The 17,519-nt window shown below is 55.5% G+C and carries 20 protein-coding genes; 1 reads left to right on the top strand and 19 read right to left on the bottom strand.

Annotation, left to right across the window (positions count from 1 at the left end):
* The first annotated feature begins 169 nt into the window (after positions 1–169).
* On the top strand, positions 170–1,156 hold the full coding sequence (locus tag CVU69_02605; protein PKN13580.1) for a hypothetical protein: 987 nt from the start codon (positions 170–172) through the stop codon (positions 1,154–1,156).
* A gap of 21 nt (positions 1,157–1,177) precedes the next feature.
* Here CVU69_02605 and CVU69_02600 read toward each other — a convergent pair whose 3' ends face one another.
* The 19 genes from CVU69_02600 to CVU69_02510 all read right to left on the bottom strand — a co-directional run bounded on the left by CVU69_02600 (position 1,178) and on the right by CVU69_02510 (position 17,510).
* Positions 1,178–2,905 carry a YgiQ family radical SAM protein gene (locus CVU69_02600; protein PKN13579.1) on the bottom strand — a complete coding sequence of 576 codons (1,728 nt, stop codon included), beginning with the start codon at positions 2,903–2,905 and terminating at the stop codon, positions 1,178–1,180.
* Positions 2,906–2,974: 69 nt separating this feature from the next.
* Positions 2,975–4,012, bottom strand: coding sequence for an N-acetyl-gamma-glutamyl-phosphate reductase (locus CVU69_02595; protein ID PKN13578.1), 1,038 nt, complete (start codon positions 4,010–4,012; stop codon positions 2,975–2,977).
* A gap of 83 nt (positions 4,013–4,095) precedes the next feature.
* Positions 4,096–4,488 (bottom strand): 30S ribosomal protein S9, encoded by a 393-nt coding sequence (locus CVU69_02590; GenBank protein ID PKN13577.1) that lies wholly within the window; start codon positions 4,486–4,488, stop codon positions 4,096–4,098.
* Positions 4,489–4,513: 25 nt separating this feature from the next.
* Positions 4,514–4,942: a 50S ribosomal protein L13 gene (locus CVU69_02585; protein PKN13576.1), complete on the bottom strand. Its 429-nt coding sequence runs from the start codon at positions 4,940–4,942 to the stop codon at positions 4,514–4,516.
* 146 nt (positions 4,943–5,088) lie between these two features.
* On the bottom strand, positions 5,089–6,402 hold the full coding sequence (locus CVU69_02580; protein PKN13575.1) for a homoserine dehydrogenase: 1,314 nt from the start codon (positions 6,400–6,402) through the stop codon (positions 5,089–5,091).
* A gap of 22 nt (positions 6,403–6,424) precedes the next feature.
* Positions 6,425–6,892, bottom strand: coding sequence for a transcription antitermination factor NusB (nusB, locus tag CVU69_02575; protein PKN13574.1), 468 nt, complete (start codon positions 6,890–6,892; stop codon positions 6,425–6,427).
* A gap of 4 nt (positions 6,893–6,896) precedes the next feature.
* Positions 6,897–7,361 (bottom strand): 6,7-dimethyl-8-ribityllumazine synthase, encoded by a 465-nt coding sequence (locus CVU69_02570; protein ID PKN13573.1) that lies wholly within the window; start codon positions 7,359–7,361, stop codon positions 6,897–6,899.
* An 18-nt stretch (positions 7,362–7,379) separates the two neighbouring features.
* A complete protein-coding gene (locus CVU69_02565; GenBank protein PKN13572.1) occupies positions 7,380–8,582 on the bottom strand; it encodes a bifunctional 3,4-dihydroxy-2-butanone-4-phosphate synthase/GTP cyclohydrolase II in 1,203 nt (400 codons plus the stop codon).
* Between the two features lie 68 nt (positions 8,583–8,650).
* Positions 8,651–9,307, bottom strand: coding sequence for a riboflavin synthase (locus CVU69_02560; protein ID PKN13571.1), 657 nt, complete (start codon positions 9,305–9,307; stop codon positions 8,651–8,653).
* Positions 9,292–10,377, bottom strand: a complete 1,086-nt coding sequence (gene ribD / locus CVU69_02555) for a riboflavin biosynthesis protein RibD (GenBank protein ID PKN13596.1) — start codon at positions 10,375–10,377, stop codon at positions 9,292–9,294. The genes CVU69_02560 and ribD overlap by 16 nt, the downstream gene beginning before the upstream one ends.
* Before the next feature lie 40 nt (positions 10,378–10,417).
* A complete protein-coding gene (locus CVU69_02550; GenBank protein ID PKN13570.1) occupies positions 10,418–10,891 on the bottom strand; it encodes a transcriptional regulator NrdR in 474 nt (157 codons plus the stop codon).
* Positions 10,888–11,343 carry a cytidine deaminase gene (locus tag CVU69_02545; protein ID PKN13569.1) on the bottom strand — a complete coding sequence of 152 codons (456 nt, stop codon included), beginning with the start codon at positions 11,341–11,343 and terminating at the stop codon, positions 10,888–10,890. The genes CVU69_02550 and CVU69_02545 overlap by 4 nt, the downstream gene beginning before the upstream one ends.
* 7 nt (positions 11,344–11,350) lie before the next feature.
* Complete coding sequence (glyA, locus tag CVU69_02540) at positions 11,351–12,601, bottom strand: serine hydroxymethyltransferase (GenBank protein ID PKN13568.1); 1,251 nt, start codon at positions 12,599–12,601, stop codon at positions 11,351–11,353.
* A 99-nt stretch (positions 12,602–12,700) separates the two neighbouring features.
* Positions 12,701–13,156 carry a ribose 5-phosphate isomerase B gene (gene rpiB, locus CVU69_02535; GenBank protein PKN13567.1) on the bottom strand — a complete coding sequence of 152 codons (456 nt, stop codon included), beginning with the start codon at positions 13,154–13,156 and terminating at the stop codon, positions 12,701–12,703.
* 2 nt (positions 13,157–13,158) lie between these two features.
* The gene (fabF, locus tag CVU69_02530) at positions 13,159–14,391 is read right to left on the bottom strand and encodes a beta-ketoacyl-[acyl-carrier-protein] synthase II (protein PKN13566.1); all 1,233 of its coding nucleotides are present in this window, start codon (positions 14,389–14,391) and stop codon (positions 13,159–13,161) included.
* 107 nt (positions 14,392–14,498) lie between these two features.
* Positions 14,499–14,732 (bottom strand): acyl carrier protein, encoded by a 234-nt coding sequence (locus tag CVU69_02525; protein ID PKN13565.1) that lies wholly within the window; start codon positions 14,730–14,732, stop codon positions 14,499–14,501.
* 62 nt (positions 14,733–14,794) lie between these two features.
* Positions 14,795–15,532, bottom strand: coding sequence for a 3-oxoacyl-ACP reductase (locus CVU69_02520; GenBank protein PKN13564.1), 738 nt, complete (start codon positions 15,530–15,532; stop codon positions 14,795–14,797).
* Between the two features lie 52 nt (positions 15,533–15,584).
* A complete protein-coding gene (gene fabD / locus CVU69_02515; protein ID PKN13563.1) occupies positions 15,585–16,499 on the bottom strand; it encodes a [acyl-carrier-protein] S-malonyltransferase in 915 nt (304 codons plus the stop codon).
* A 30-nt stretch (positions 16,500–16,529) separates the two neighbouring features.
* The gene (locus tag CVU69_02510; GenBank protein ID PKN13562.1) at positions 16,530–17,510 is read right to left on the bottom strand and encodes a 3-oxoacyl-ACP synthase; all 981 of its coding nucleotides are present in this window, start codon (positions 17,508–17,510) and stop codon (positions 16,530–16,532) included.
* Positions 17,511–17,519 lie beyond the last annotated feature (9 nt).

Here is a 17,519-nt window from a genome sequence, read left to right as displayed (position 1 = left end):
CTGGAAATCGGCACTCAATCAGTTTACGATCATCTTCGGCGACAGGATGCCGACTTATTAACCGACAAACCCATTTACACAAAATCCTTTACAGGCCCAGATCGCACGGACCAACCAGGAACTAAGAATCCATTTACGCGAAATCACAATACTGCTGCAACTGAATCAGTTGATAAATTCAGCCATGGAAGTCAGTGTCATGTTTGACCGCTGCCTGAATTTACTGCGCGATTTTCTCGGAAACTCCAATCTGGTTCTCTTCCTTTATCAACCGGAGACTGAAGAACTGACAGTGCGCAAAGTCGTTGGTGCAGAAGCAATTAAATACAGCGGTGCCTCTTTCAAGCTGAGTGAAGGGGTTGCCGGCAGCGCAGCACAAAGTAAAGAACTCCTTTATGTACCGGATGTCGAGAAAGAGGAGCGTTATCTCCATTACAAGAGCTCGGCCCGAGACCAAGGCTCACTGGTTGCGGCGCCGATCGTTGCTAATGGTCGTTTACTCGGTGTTCTCAACCTGCACAAACCGGAAATCGAAAATTTTAACAAAGTTGAACTCAATCTTATCCGGGCGACGACCAATCAACTGGCTATAGCCATCGAGAATTCACAACTACACGAAAAAATGCGCTCCCTCACAAATACCGATGAGCTCACCAACATCCCCAACCGTCGCTATTTTCATGCAATTCTCCGGCGTGAGCTTGCTCTGGCACAGCGTTATAACTCGGCTTTTAGCATCATCATGGTCGATATCGATCACTTAAAAGACTATAACAACACCTTCGGGCACTTGAATGGTGACCTTATTTTAACCGGGGTCGCAAATATTCTCTTGCAGAATACCCGTGGTGTCGATCTGGTGGCCCGCTTTGGCGGCGAGGAATTCATTCTCCTGCTGTCAAATACCAACAAAGAGGGGGCGTTCCTGGTTGCGGAAAAGCTGCGTAATGCCGTAGCTGAAAAGGAGTTTCTCCTTTCTGTAAATTCGGACAAAGGAGCAGGAATCACAGAAAAGGTCAAAATCTCTTTAGGGGTGGCCGTATATCCGACCGACAGCAATACAGTTGATGCTCTCATCGAAAAAGCAGACAGTGCCCTTTATGCCGCAAAAGCCGGCGGACGGAATTGCACGGTTTGCTGGAGAGAAGACCTGTAGCACATCCCCTCCCCTGCTACTCTATCTCCCCGCCAACAGTTCATTCCCATCCTTTTGTCGCTGGCATAAACGCAAGGCCTGACGAATCAAGGGTACACTCTCCGGCAAATGCCAAAGCAGTAGCGCCTTCTGCATCTGCCGTTCTTCGTGACCGCGCGGCACATAAATCTCTTTGCCGGTATACGGATCGCGACCGGTGTAATACAGACAGGTCGACAGCGTCCCCGGTGTCGGGGTAAATTCCTGGACCTGTTCCACTTTGAGCTTATGACGCACCAGATAAAGGGCCACATCGATCATTTGCGTCAGGGTTGTGCCCGGATGCGCCGCAATCAGATAAGGAACGACACCCTGCCTCTTGCCACACTCCTGGTTCAGCTGATGAAACTCCTTAAGAAACCATGAAAAAATATCCGGCGGCGCCTTGCGCATCGTTTGCAATGTAGCCGGAGCGAACGATTCCGGTGCCACCTTGAGCAGTCCACTGACGTGATGCTTGATAAGACGCTGGAAATAAGCGGGCTGCTGCGGCAGGAGGTCGAAACGCACGCCGGAGGCCACAAAGAGATGCTTGACCCCCGGTCGCTGTTGCGCCTGCGCAAGTAACTTCGTTGCCGCCTCATCACTGCAGTTGAGATGGGGACAACGGTGCGGCCACAGACAGCTGGGGCGACGGCATTGCTGCTGCGCCATGGTGTCGTTGCAACTCAATCCATACATATTGGCACTCGGCCCGCCAAGATCACTGATGGTACCGCGGAATTCCGCAGCCGAGGCAAGGGTGTCGACTTCGGCAAGGACCGATTGTTGGGAGCGGGACTGGATTGTCTTCCCTTGATGCATACCGATCGCACAGAAAGCACAGCCGCCAAAACAGCCGCGGTGGGTAGTTATTGAAAAACGGATCTGTTCGTAGGCGGGAATTTTTTCGCGATAGGAGGGGTGGGGACGCCGGAGAAAGGGCAGAGCGTAGAGTTTGTCGAGCTCAGTTGCTGTCATGGGCAAGGCAGGGGGATTGACAACCACGCAGCGGTTACCGTGGGGCTGCGCCAGTCTCCGTCCACTAAGGGGATTCAGCTCTGCCTCAGCGAGCCGGAAGGCTTCTCCGAAAGCTTTTTTATCAATAGAGACCTGATCAAAAGACGGCAGGTGAACGGCATTGACAGGGAGGGAAGCTGACAGGTAAGTGGTGCCGCGCAGATCATGGATCTGCCCGGGTAACTCGCCGCCGGCAACCCGACGAGACACCTCAAGAATAGCCTTTTCAGCCATCCCGTACAGGAGGAGGTCGGCTTTGCTGTCGAGCAGAATTGATCGACGCACCCTATCGTCCCAGTAATCATAATGAGCCAGACGGCGCAGACTTGCTTCGATGCCGCCGATGATGACCGGCAGGCCCCGAAACGCCCCCTTGACCGCCGCGACATAAGCGATCACCGCCCGATTCGGGCGGGCGCCGGCGCGATTCCCCGGCGTATAAGCGTCATCATTGCGCCGTTTTTTGGCAGCAGTGTAATGATTGACCATCGAATCCATCGCCCCGGCCGCAACCGCGGCAAGGAGACGCGGTCGGCCCATGCCGGTGAAGGCGTCCTTATCACGCCAATCCGGCTGGGCAAGAATGCCGACGCGATATCCTTCAGCTTCAAGAAGACGGGCTAATAGTGGCACCCCGAAGGCAGGATGATCAACATAGGCATCACCGGAGATAAAGAGGATGTCGAGTTCATCCCAGCCGCGCGCGACCATCTCGGCCCGACAGGTGGGGATGAAGTGCTCTGGCGTTTTCAGACAATTAATCCTTTAAAGCAACGCGATCTAGGGGAAGAGCGGGACAACTTCGAGCCCCTGTGTTTCCGGAAGGCCAAGGAGCAGGTTCATATTCTGGATCGCTTGGCCGGCCGCCCCTTTGACGAGATTGTCGATGGCTGAAACGACGACGACGCGATTGGTGCGGGGATCGACGACCAGGCCGATATCACAATAATTGGCGCCGCGGACGTAGGCGATATTCGGCAGCTCGTTCTCAGGAGCGATGCGTATAAAGGCTTCCCCGGTGTAAAATTTGCGGTAATGCTGTAAAAGAGCGGCGGTTGTTGTGTCCTGTCGTAGGGACGCATAACAGGTCGTCAGGATACCGCGATTGACCGGCAGCAGGTGGGGGGTGAAGCTGACGATGACCTGTTGTCCGGCTAGGTCACTCAAGGTTTGCTCAATCTCCGGAGTGTGACGATGATTGCCGACGCCGTAGGCTTTAAATCCCTCGTTGACCTCACAATAAAGGCTGCCGACCTTGGCAGAACGGCCGGCGCCACTTGTTCCAGACTTACTGTCGATGATCAGGGTGGCCGGGTCGATCCAGCCACCTTTAAGCAGTGGCGCCAGGGCGAGGGCAACACTGGTTGGATAACAGCCGGGATTGGCGATAAGCCGGGCGGTTGGAATCACTGCTCGGTAAAGTTCCGGCAGGCCGTAAACGGCTTCAGATAACAGCTCCGGACTGGTATGAGGTGCGTACCAGGACGCGTAAACATTCGGATCGCGCAACCGATAATCGGCAGAGAGGTCAACAACCTTACAACCGGCAGCGAGGAGACCGGGGATAACTGCCATCGCCGCTTGATGCGGCAGGGCGGTAAAGACCAGATCAGCGTTAGCAGTGACTGCCGACACATCGAGTGAAGAGCAAACCAGGTCAATGCGGCCGGCCAACGACGGGAAGAGGGTTGCCACTTCTTCGCCGGCATTCTGGTTGGCGGTGACACAGCTGATTGTGACATCAGGGTGATTCAACAACAGACGTAACAGCTCGACACCGGTATAGCCGCTGGCACCAACGACCGCAATTTTCATCATCGCAACAACCTCCTACAATGGCAAAAGGGGAACCGTATGCGGGTTCCCCTTTTGCTGATCCAGTAGTCTGTAAAAAACCGCGATTAACGCTTCGAGAACTGGAAGCTGCGACGGGCAGCTGCCTTCCCGTATTTCTTACGCTCTTTGATACGGCTGTCACGAGTGATAAATCCGGCCTTCTTGAGGACGGCGCGCAATTCCGGATTCACTTCCAGCAGAGCCTTGGTGATACCGTGCTTGACTGCACCGGCCTGCCCGGAAGGACCGCCACCGAGAACCGTCGCAACAACATCAAACTTTCCGACATTGTCAGTTAGTTCGAGAGGCTGGCGAACCACCATCTGCGAGGTCTCACGACCAAAATATTCTTCAACCGGACGGGTATTGACAATAATCGCCCCGGTTCCAGGTTTAATCCAAACACGGGCAATCGAAGTTTTTCTTTTACCGGTCGCGTAAAATTTCTGCTCGGCCATTCGCTTCTATCTCCTGATCCGCTAATTAAAGAGGCAGCGTTTTCGGCTGCTGCGCGGCATGGGGATGATCGGTGCCGGCATAGACCTTAAGTTTTTTAAACATCTGACGGCCCAACTTGTTTTTGGGGAGCATCCCCTTGACCGCCTTACGAATGACATCTTCCGGCTTGCTGGCCAAAAGTTTCTCCGCCGTAATTTCTCTGATCCCGCCGGGAAAACCGGTGTGGCGATAATACTTTTTATCAGCCATTTTGTTACCGGTCAGACAAACTTTTTCAGCATTCAGGATAATGACAAAATCCCCGGTATCAACACTTGGGGTATAGATCGGCTTATGTTTCCCGCGCAGGACACTGGCGATCTTGGTCGCAACGCGCCCCAAAACCTGTCCGTCGAGATCGACGATAAACCAGTTCCGATTGACCTCTGACTCTTTAGCCACTTCAGTTTTCATGGACTTCCTCTCTTAAATGGTTCCCTGTGAATTTTCGGGGCTCACAGAAGCCGCTAAAATATCTGCACAAGGCTGTGGTGTCAAGTAATTTCTGCGAAAACATTCATAAACGGAGCAGATTTTTCCGTCCCTCTGTTCCTGTCCTTTCAGCTGAGATCACGCTCAATCCGGACAAAACGACTGACATCACGAATCATCGGTGAAGTGTCGATCTGAGCCAATGCGCCACGGATATCGGCTTCCCGCGCCTCGTGTGTGACAAAGACAATCGGTACGGCTCCGCCGATCTGCCGTTCCGGCTGAATCATCGCCGCAATACTGATATTGAACTGGCCAAGAACCCCGGAAATATGAGCAAGGACACCGGCCTGATCAGTGGCGGCAAAGCGCAGATAATATTCGCTGACGATCTCATCCATCGGCTTAAGCGGCAGATCCCGCAGGGCTGCCGCATTCACCCCCAAAGCCGGAGTGCGCAGCACGGCTCCGACACGGAGATTACGGGCAATCGCCAGAACATCACCGAGGACGGCACTGGCCGTCGCTTCCATCCCGGCGCCCCGCCCGGAGAACATTACCGGACCGGAAAAATCACCGACCAGACGGATGCCGTTAAAGACGCCGTCGACATCGGCCAGAGGATGGTTGAGGGGGATCATCGTCGGATGAACCCGGGCCTCGATCCGTCCATCGTCATCGACCTTTCCGACCGCCAACAGCTTGATCTTGAAACCGAACTGACGGGCAAACTGGATATCAAGAGCCGAAATCCGACTGATCCCTTCGGTAAAGATTTCCTTGAGGGGGACGCGGGTGCCGAAACAGAGGCTGAGAAGAAGGGCCAGTTTATGGGCAGTATCGACCCCTTCAATATCGAAAGTCGGGTCGGCCTCGGCGTAGCCGTGCGCCTGCGCATCTTTAAGGACCGTCGCGAACTCGGCGCCTTCGTCGGTCATGCGGGTGAGAATGTAATTGCAGGTGCCGTTAAGGATACCGCAGAGACTGTGAAAACGATTGGCACAAAGGTTCTCTTTAATCGCTGAGATGACCGGGATGCCGCCGCCGACCGCCGCCTCATACATGACATCGACCCCGTGCTGCGCGGCAGCAGCAAAGATCTCTTCGCCGTGCACCGCTAAAAGGGCTTTGTTGGCAGTCACCACGTGCTTGCCGCTGGCGATGGCGCGTAGGACAAAGGTGCGTGCCGGCTCATAGCCGCCGATCAGTTCGATGACGATATCGATGCTCGGGTCACCCAGAAGGTCATCGATGCGGGTCGAGAGGATATCGGGAGAGACGGTAACGCCGCGATCCGTGGTGATATCAAGATCAACGACCCGGGCCAACTCCAGCTGCGCGCCGAGGCGTTCGACCAGCAGTTCCTGATTCTGTTGCAGCAGCTTGATGACCCCTGTGCCGATCGTCCCAAAGCCGATCAAACCCACACGAAAAGTTTTCATGATCTTTATACCCTCAAAGGATTCAGCCGGGTTGCCGGCAGGTACGGGAGATGCGATCAAGGATCCCGTTAATAAATGCGGGGGTCTCTTTGGTGCCGTAACGTTTGCCGATCTCCACCGCTTCATTAATAATGACATTAACTGGAATATCATGGCGATACATCAACTCGTAGGCACTCAGCCGCAGCAGGGCGAGATCAACGCGCGCCATGCGCTCCAGCGACCAGTTGGTCGAATAAGAATGCAGAGTCTCGTCGATCGTTTCGAGTTGATCATAAACGCCCCGCACCAACTCCTCGGCAAAGGCCCGCACCTCGGGCGACACGCTCTGATCGGCTTCTTCAAGAGCGTCTCCAAGGATATCGTCACGAAAACGGAAAGCCCGCCAGAAATCGTCAAGCGCAATTTGCAGCGACTGGTCCTGGTCAAAGAGGCTGTAAATCATCTTCAGGGCAATCTCCCGCCCCTGCCGTCTACTTCCTGCGCCCATATGCCTAGATCGCCTTTAACAAGTTGACCATCTCAATGACAGAGACAGCGGCATCAAAGCCCTTGTTCCCGGCCTTGGTCCCGGCCCGCTCAATCGCCTGCTCAATCGTCTCGGTCGTCAGGATCCCGAAAGCGATCGGCAGCCCACTTTCGAGACTGACCGTGGCAATCCCTTTCGAGACCTCGGAAGCGACGTAATCAAAGTGCGGGGTCGCACCACGAATGACCGCACCAAGGCAGATCAAGGCATCGTACTCGCCGGTGGCCGCCAACCGTTTCGCCACCAAGGGAATTTCAAAGGCCCCGGGGACGCGCACAGTGGTAATCGACGTCGGATCAGTGCCGTGACGATGCAGCGCATCAAGGGCACCTTCAACCAAACGCTCTCCGATAAAGCTGTTGAAACGGCTGACGATGATGGCGAAACGCAATCCGGAACCGTCCAGCTTCCCTTCCAAAGTTCTGTTCATGGTCACACTCCCTTAAGCTTAAATGTTTTCAAGAAGATGCCCCATCTTTTCCCGTTTGGTTTGTAGATAGCGGCGATTAGTGCAGGTGGATGGAACCTGAATGGAAACCCGCTCGACAATTTCGATACCGTAGCCTTGCAAGCCGACGATCTTCTTCGGGTTATTGGTCATGAGCCGGATCTTTTTCACCCCGAGTTCAGCAAGAATCTGCGCGCCGATGCCGTAATCACGGAGATCGGCATTAAAGCCCAGGGCTTCGTTCGCTTCGACCGTATCCTTTCCCTTGTCCTGCAGAGCGTAGGCCTTGAGTTTGTTAACAAGACCGATGCCGCGGCCTTCCTGTCGCATATAAAGGATCACACCATTCCCTTCCGCCTCAACCTGCGCCATGGCATTATGAAGCTGTTCGCCGCAATCGCAACGCTGCGAACCAAAGACATCACCGGTCAGGCATTCCGAATGGACACGCACCAGAACCGGCTGATTCGGATCGATTACCCCCTTGACCAGCGCCACATGCTCGGCATCATCAACATCATTATCATAAACAATTGCCGTAAAATCACCAAAAGCCGTCGGCAGAATCGTTTGTGCAACCCGCCGTACCAGCAGCTCTTTACGCATCCGGTAAGCGACAAGATCGGCAATCGTCACAATCTTGAGATCGTGGCGCGCGGCAAAGCTCGTCAACTCTGCCAAGCGGGACATGGTCCCGTCATCGTTCATGATTTCGCAGATCACTCCGGCCGGTTTCAAACCGGCAATACGAGCAAGATCGACCGATCCTTCAGTCTGACCGGTGCGGACCATCACCCCGCCTTTTTTGGCGCGCAGCGGGAAGATGTGGCCGGGCCGCGCCAGATCGGCGGCGGTCGACTCATCAGCAATAGCAACACGTATGGTCTGGGCGCGATCCGCCGCAGAGATGCCGGTGGTCACCCCTTTACGGGCTTCGATGGAGACGGTAAAGGCGGTACCGAAAGAGGAGGTATTATCGCGGACCATCAGCGGCAAATCGAGAAAGTCAGCCCGATCCTCCGTCAAAGTCAGACAGATCAAGCCGCGTCCTTCCTTGGCCATGAAGTTGATTGCTTCCGGCGTGACCAACTCAGCGGCCATGGCCAGATCGCCTTCGTTTTCCCGATCCTCGTCATCGACGAGAATCACCATCTTGCCATTACGAATATCTTCTAACGCTGCTTCGATCTTTGCAATCGGCATAAACCGTCACTTTCTAGAGGAGAATGGGCACAGGGCACACTGCCTGCCCGCAAAGAGGTGGAACTATCTCACAGAAAACCGTGCTTGGCAAGAAAGTCCAGACTCAGTGCCGGACGGTCGGCAGGCGTCGTTTCACGCCCTCCCGGGAAGAGCCGCAGCACATATTTGGCGATCAGGTCGGTTTCAATATTGACCCGTTGGCCGATCTTCATCATTGCCAGCGTGGTGTTCTGCAGGCTATGGGGGATAATGGCGACAGAGAAGCTGTCAACATCGACACTGTTAACGGTCAGACTGATGCCGTCAATCGCCACCGACCCCTTTTCAACGAGAAAACGATTGCAAACAGGATCCAGGGCAAAGGTCATACGCTGCGCATTGCCATCGTTACGGAGGTCAGCCAGAGTGGCAACGGTATCGATATGGCCGCTGACAATGTGCCCGCCGAGACGATCGCCAAGCCGCAGGGCCCGCTCAAGATTGACCTGCTGTCCCGCCTTAACGGTGACCAGAGTCGTACAATTCAGGGTCTCCGGTGAGACGTCGGCTTGGAAGCCGCCAGCACCGAAAGCAACAACAGTGAGACAGGCTCCGTTGACCGCAATACTTTCACCGAGGAGATAGGAATCATCGGCAAAAGGGGCAGAGACGCTGAGAATACCGCTCCCGGCGGTACGGCGCAAAGAGCGGACAACGCCAATACTTTCAATTAATCCGGTAAACATGATGACTCCAGCTCTCCATGCAGCAGCAGGTCGTCGCCATAACGTTCGACGTGCAGTTGCCGCAGGCGAAAGGCGTCCTTCAGATTACTAACGCCTGGACCACAAAAGACGGGAAGGCCATTCCCGCCAAGGAGCAGCGGCGCGACAAAGACGCAAAGGCGATCAACAATCCCGGCGTGCAGGGCGCCATGATGGAGCCTCCCTCCCCCTTCGAGAAGGATGCTCTGGATGCCGCGCGCCCCGAGTTGGCGCATGGCCTCGGCAAGATCGATCGCTCCGGGATGACCGGGGACGCGGAGGATCTCGACCTGCTCTGACCGCAAGCGCTCCGCATCGGCAGAGCTGGCGGAGGCGCTGGTCAGGATCAGGGTCCTTCCTGCTTGTGCCAGCAAAGACGACGATGACGGTGTCCGCAGGGTGCTGTCGACAACAACCCGCAAGGGATTCTTGCCCTCCCCTTGATCCAGACGGGTGGTGAGCCGGGGATTATCAGCTAAAACCGTCCCGATCCCGACCATGATCGCATCATGGGTATTGCGCAGATGATGGACAGCAGCCCGACTCTCGGCGCCGGTGATCCATTGCGACTCGCCACGGGCGGTGGCAACGGCGCCGTCGATGGTCATCCCGGCTTTCAGGGTAACATAGGGTCGTCCGGTGCGAATATGTTTGGCAAAAGGAGCAATAAGGCGCCGACACTCATCTTCGAGAATACCGCTCAGCACCTCAATCCCGGCTCCCTGCAACTGGGCAAAACCGCCACCGGAGACCTGGGGATTGGGATCGCGACACCCCGCCACCACCCGGACGATACCGGCAGCAATGACAGCCGTCGCACAGGGCCCGGTCCGGCCGCGATGACAGCAGGGTTCCAGGGTGACATAAAGCGTGGCTCCCTGTGCCGCGAGCCCGGCCTGACGCAGGGCAAAGATCTCGGCGTGCGGCTCTCCGGCAGCAGGATGGAATCCTGCACCGACAATGACGCCGTCCCGAACAATCACTGCCCCGACCGCCGGATTCGGCGCAGTGCGCCCCTCAGCCTGGCGCGCCAGCTCAAGGGCGCGGCGCATATAGCGCTCGTCCTCGCCCTGCAAAGCAACAACAGCAGCGTCAGCCACCGTTATGCCCTTCACCTTTGGCAAGGATCTCCTTGAGTTCGCTCATAAACTCGTTGATATCCTTGAACTGACGGTAGACCGAAGCAAAGCGGACATAAGCCACCTCGTCGAGATTGCGTAAAGCCGCCATAACCGCTTCACCGATCCGGCTCGATTCGATCTCCCGCTCACCACTCTCGAGAAAGGAGAGTTCAAGGCGATCGATAACCTTCTCGATCGCCTCACTCGACACCGGCCGCTTTTCACAGGCACGCTGGATACCGGCCAAAATCTTTACCCGGTCAAAGGGCTGGCGTCGGCCATCCTTCTTGACGACCAGGGGTTGCACCTCCTCAACACGTTCATAGGTGGTAAAGCGCCGTTCGCACTCGACACACTCACGACGCCGGCGGATATTATTCCCCTCTTTTCCCAACCGCGAGTCGATGACTTTGGTGTCAGTATAAGCGCAAAAGGGACACTTCATGGTTCTTTCACTTCCATATTCTCGACAATCAATCCGGCTTCGTCGAGCATCGCTTTTGCCAAGGGATCGGGATAGCCATCGGTGCAGACGATCCGTTTGACTCCCGAATTGATCAGCATCTTGCTGCAGATGATACAGGGCGAATGGGTGCAATACAGCACAGCACCGTCGATGTTGACACCATGTTTGGCCGCCTGAATAATGGCATTCTGTTCAGCATGGAGACCGCGGCAGAGTTCGTGGCGCTCGCCGGAGGGGACATTCATCTGCTGCCGCAGACAGCCGACTTCCGAACAGTGGCGGATCCCCGAGGGGGTGCCGTTGTAGCCGGTGGCCAGGATATTCTTGTCCTTGACCATCACCGCCCCGACCTGACGTCGCAGACAGGTCGACCGGCTCGCCACCAGCCGGGCAATCTCCATAAAATATTCATCCCAGGACGGGCGATTCATCGTCACCCTACTTGAGGCGATGCGCGTAAAGGGGGTAGGACTGACAGAGATCCTGTACTTCGCCGCGGATTCGGGCCAAAAGCTCCGGCTGATCGTGGCCTTTAAGCGCCCGATCGATCCAGCCTGCAACCAGCAGCATATCCTTCTCCTGCAGACCGCGGGTCGTGGTCGCCGGCGTCCCGATGCGGAAGCCGCTGGTGACAAAGGGCGAACGCGTATCAAAGGGGACAGCATTTTTGTTGACCGTAATGCCGGCAAGTTCAAGAGTCGCTTCGGCAAGTTTGCCGGTCAGTTCGGTGCCGGAGAGATCGACAAGCATGAGATGGTTATCGGTGCCGCCGGAGACAAGGTTGAAACCTCGCTCCATCAGCGCTCCGGCCAAAGCCTGGGCATTCTTCACCACCTGCTGCGCATAAAGCTTAAACTCCGGCTGCAACGCTTCCTTGAAGGCCACGGCCTTGGCGGCGATGACGTGCATCAACGGTCCGCCCTGAATCCCCGGGAAGATGTTGCTGTTGAGTTTCTTGGCAAACTCTTCCCGGCACAGGATCATGCCGCCGCGCGGGCCGCGCAAGGTCTTGTGAGTGGTCGTGGTCACATACTCGGCATCCGGGACCGGATTGGCGTGAACGCCAGCGGCAACGAGTCCGGAGATATGGGCCATATCGACCATAACCACCGCCCCGACCTGATCGGCGACCTGACGGAAAGCTTTGAAATCGATGGCGCGCGGATAAGCGCTCGCGCCGACAACGATCATCTTCGGCCGATGCTCCTTAGCGAGAGCCTCCACTTCGTCGTAATCGATCCGGCCGGTTTCACGCTTGACCCCGTAGGGGACGACGTTAAAAAGTTTTCCGGAAAAGTTGACCGGAGAGCCGTGAGTCAAATGCCCGCCATGCGCCAGATTCATCCCGAGGATCGTTGCACCGGGCTGACACTCGGCGAAATAGACAGCCATGTTTGCCTGCGAACCGGAATGGGGCTGGACATTGGCATGCTCGGCACCGAAGAGCTCCTTGGCCCGGTCGATCGCCAGATTCTCTGCGATATCAACGATATCGCAACCCCCATAGTAACGCTTTCCGGGGTAGCCTTCCGCATATTTATTGGTCAGGACTGAACCTTGTGCTTCCAGAACATTTTCGCTGACAAAATTCTCTGAAGCGATAAATTCAAGGTTGTGCTCCTGGCGCTCGGTCTCGTGATGGATCGCCGCGTCGATCTGCGGATCAAATTGCTTCAGACGGTCAGACATGGTCTGTCACCTCCGGATAAGGGATTGATAAAGGGGAAACTGCCTTGAATAAGAAAAGGCAGGCCGAAGCCTGCCTTGACAGGCGAAACCTTGCAAAATCTAGAGACGTCCGTGCCGGACATCCTCTTCAATTTGCGCAATTTTGTCGAGACGTCCCTGATGGCGACCGCCGGCAAAGGCGGTATCGAGCCAGATTCCGACCATACGGCAGGCATCATCGACAGCAAGGACCCGTCCGCCGAGCACAAGAATGTTGGCATCATTGTGCTCTTTGGCCATCTGCGCGGTAAAATCATCCCAAACCAGGGCGGCACGAATACCAGGGAATTTGTTAGCTGCGATCGACATACCGATGCCGGTGCCACAGATCAGAATACCTTTAGCGATGGCCTGACTGGAGACGGCTTGCGCCACCCGCGCCCCGAAATCAGGGTAATCGACCGATTCTTCATTATTGGTACCGAGGTCATCGACTGTCAAGCCGCGACCAACTAGATAATTTCTGATGGCGTCTTTGAGCTGCAAACCACCGTGGTCACTGCCAATGGCAATCATCTTCAGACCTTCTTAAAGATTATAGTCGCGTTGGTGCCGCCAAATCCGAGGGAATTACTCACCGCGACATTCACCTTCGCCTGACGGGCGGTATTGGCAACATAATCGAGATCACAGTCAGGATCAGGCGTTGTGTAGTTGATCGTCGGCGGAACGACACCACGCTCCATGGCGAGGAGAGAAAAGACCGCTTCAATGCCACCGGCAGCGCCGAGGGCGTGCCCGGTCATCCCTTTAGTCGAACTGATCATGACTTTACGACTATGGGCACCAAGGGCTGATTTAATCGCCAGAGTTTCATAATAATCGTTGAAAGGGGTCGAGGTGCCATGGGCATTGATATAATCGACCTCTTCCGGATTGAGGCGAGCGTTATGCAAAGCCATCTTCATGCAGCGGGCCGCCCCTTCACCTTCTGGGGCAGGGGCAGTGAGATGATAAGCATCGCCAGACAGGCCGTAACCGACCACTTCGGCATAAATTTTCGCGCCGCGCGCCTTCGCCCCTTCGTACTCTTCGAGGATAAGAATACCGGCGCCTTCGCCCATGACGAAACCATCGCGATCCTTGTCAAAGGGACGACTGGCGCCCTGCGGATCATCGTTGCGGGTCGAAAGAGCTTTCATGGCATTGAAGCCGGCAATCGCCAGCGGAGTGATCGTCGACTCGGCGCCACCGGTAATCATCGCATCGGCATCGCCACGGCGAATGACATGGTAGGCTTCACCGATCGCGTGCGTCCCCGCCGCACAGGCAGAGACGGCTGAGAAATTGGGACCCTTGGCACCATAACGGATGGAAATCTGCCCGGGGGCGAGGTTGATAATAAGCATCGGAATGAAGAAGGGCGTAACCTTCTTATAGCCGCCTTCGCCGAGGGCTTCGTGATATTTTTCGATGGTCGGCAAACCCCCAAGGCCGGAACCGACAAGGACACCGACCCGCTCGGCATTCGCTTCATTAATCACCAAAGCAGAATCTTTCATCGCCATATCCGCTGCTGCCAGCGCATATTGAATAAAGAGATCCATCTTCTTGATCTCTTTTTTATCGATAAACTCTTCGGCGTTAAAATCTTTAATTTCACCGGCGATCTGGGTTGGAAGATCCGAGGCATCAAAGCGGGTAATGCGGTCTACGCCGGAATGACCCTGCAAAAGTGCATCCCAGTTCTTTTCAACCCCGGTTCCTAGGGCGGAAACAACTCCAATGCCCGTCACGACAACTCTGCGCATGCTCCTACATCCTCCCTTTAAGGGTATGAATAAGGCCGTCGACAAGACGTACCGAACTTAAACGCGAAAGAGGGAGGCTGACTGCGCCTCCCTCTCTCATGACTTTTTTAGGAGTGCTCAGTGATGTAGTCGATAGCATCCTGAACGGTCTGAATCTTCTCGGCATCTTCATCGGCGATTTCGATGTCGAACTCTTCTTCGAGAGCCATGACCAACTCAACAGTATCCAGGGAGTCAGCGCCGAGGTCTTCCATAAAGGAAGATTCGTTGCTTACCTGATCTTCTTCAACACCCAACTGCTCAACAACAATCTGTTTCACTCTTTCAGCAATCGAAGCCATTACTTCACCTCCAGTTTTTTGTTTGTGTGATCAAGCCGACTACAGGTCGGATTGCGGGTTAACTACATGTACATGCCGCCGTTGACGGCAATGACCTGGCCAGTAATATAAGCAGATTTTTCTAAAGCTAAAAAGACGACCGCATTGGCGATATCATCGGCGCTACCAAGGCGGGCCAACGGAATCTGGGCGGTCAGTTCATCCCGGACCTTTTCCGGCAGAGCATCGGTCATCGCCGTGGCAATAAAACCGGGCGCTACCGCATTCACCGTGACATTCCGTTTCGCCAGTTCCCGCGCATTCGATTTGGTCAGACCGATAAGACCGGCTTTACTGGCGCAGTAGTTCGCCTGCCCGGCGTTTCCCATCTGCCCGACGACCGAAGCAATGTTAATGATCCGGCCATAACGCTGCTTGGTCATCACCTTGGCGGCAGCTCGGGAACAGAGGAAGGCGCCCTTGAGATTCACGGTCATGACCGCATCCCAGTCTTCATCCTTCATGCGCATGAGCAGGCCGTCGCGGGTGATCCCGGCATTATTCACCAGAATATCGACGCGGCCGAAAGCAGCCATCGCGGCATCGATCATCTTTTCCGTATCCTCGGTCACTGTCACGTTGCCGATTACGGCAATCGCTTCTGTCCCCATTTCCTTCAACTCGGCGACAATCGCCTCCGTGGCAACCGGATCAAGATCGACAGCCACAATCTTGGCGCCGGCTTCAGCCAGAGCCAGGGCAATGCTGCGACCAATGCCGCGGGATGCGCCGGTTATAACTGCAACTTTATCTTTTGCCATAATAATATATTCCCTTTCAATCAGGATATACGGCGGTCAACTGCCGGAGTGACTAAAGAAGAGCCAGACTGCTGCGATCTTCGACGTTAGCAAGTTGCACGTCTTTACTGATACGTTTGACCAGGCCGGAAAGGACCTTCCCTGGACCGATCTCAATGAAACGGGTCACCCCACTCCGGATCATCGCATTCACCGACTGTTCCCACAGGACCGGAGCACAAACCTGAGCCACGAGAAGATCCTGCACACGGGTGCAATCGACATTAGCGTGGGCTTCAACATTCGTCACCACCGGCAACTGCATCTTCTGGTAGGTCAGTCCGTCCAGTACCGCCTTGAGCCGGTCCGCCGCCGGTTGCATCAACGCACAATGGAAGGGAGCGCTGACCGGCAGCAACATCGCCTTGCGGTAGCCCTTCCCTTTGGCAATCTCCATCGCCCGCTGCACAGCAGAGGCATGGCCGGCAATGACAATCTGCCCCGGGGAATTATAGTTGGCCGGGGCGACAACTTCGCCCTGAGCCGCTTCGGCACAAATTTCGACCAGTGCATCCGCTTCGGCCGAGAGGATCGCTGCCATGGCACCGACGCCGACCGGCACCGCTTCCTGCATAAAGGTACCGCGTAAACGGACCGTCTTGACCGCCGCCGCGAAATCGATGGCGCCACTACAGACCAAAGCCGAATATTCACCAAGAGAGTGGCCGGCAGCAAAGGACGGACGCAGACCTGTCTCAGTCTCCACGACCCTCAGGGCAGCAATACTCATGGTCAATATTGCCGGCTGGGTATTTCTGGTCAGTTTCAGATCATCCTCGGGCCCATTAAAACAAAGGCCGGCGAGATCAAATTCCAAAACTTCATTGGCTTCTTCGAAGACCTGCCGGGAAACGCTGAAACTCTCGAAGAGATCCTTTCCCATGCCGGGAAACTGCGCCCCTTGCCCCGGGAAGATAAATGCGTTCATTTTTCCGATGACTCCATGAAAAGGCAGAAACTACCAGCGCAACAGAATGGCGCCCCAGGTAAATCCACCGCCAAAAGCATCAAGCAGGACGTAATCGCCTTCCTTGATTCTCCCACCGCGATTCGCTTCATCCAGAGCCAGAGGGATCGATGCGCTCGAGGTATTGCCGTAACGCTCGACGTTACAGAAGACCTGATCGGCATGAAAGCCGACCCGCTTGGCAGTGGCATCGAGAATCCGCTGATTCGCCTGGTGGGGGATAAAGAGATTGATATCCGCGACTGTGAGTTGATTGGCAGCGATCGCCTCAAGAGCCACATCGGAAAGAGAACGCACTGCCACTTTGAAGACTTCCGTCCCCTGCATCTTCAAAAAAGGGAGACCTTCTTTCAGTCCCTGTTCTGATGCCGGATGGACGGATCCGAATCCCGGCTGATACAGAAGCTCGGCGTAGGAGCCATCCGAGTGCAGATGCGAGGAAAGGATCCCCTGCTCCCCTTCTTGCGCTTCAATAACAACCGCACCGGCCCCGTCGCCGAAGAGGACACAGGTGTTGCGATCATTCCAGTCGACAGCGCGGGTAAAGACTTCGGCACCGATGACCAGAGCCCGCTTCACTGTCCCGGCGGTGATAAAGGCGCTGGCGTTGGCAAGAGCGTACACAAAACCGCTGCAGGCTGCGGAAAGATCAAAGGCAAAGGCATTGGTTGCTTTGAGTTTTTCCTGGACAACACAAGCGGTCGCCGGCCAGGGATAATCGCCGGTAATCGTCGCAACGATAATCAGATCGATCTGGTCAGCGGTCAGGCCGGCCATCTCCAGCGCCCGTTCGGCAGCTTTAACAGCAAGATCGGAAGTATATTCACCCTCGGCAGCAACATGACGTTCACGAATGCCGGTACGGGTGGAAATCCATTCATCGGTGGTGTCTACAAACTTTTCCAGATCAAAATTGGTCAGGATCTTTTCCGGTGCGTACGAGCCGGTACCGATAATCCGCACTCTCTTCATCTTCAGACT

The sequence above is a fragment of the Deltaproteobacteria bacterium HGW-Deltaproteobacteria-4 genome (assembly GCA_002841765.1).
In the GTDB taxonomy this organism is placed as follows: Bacteria; Desulfobacterota; Desulfuromonadia; order Desulfuromonadales; family UBA2197; genus UBA2197.
This window is presented reverse-complemented; position numbering and strand designations above follow the sequence as displayed.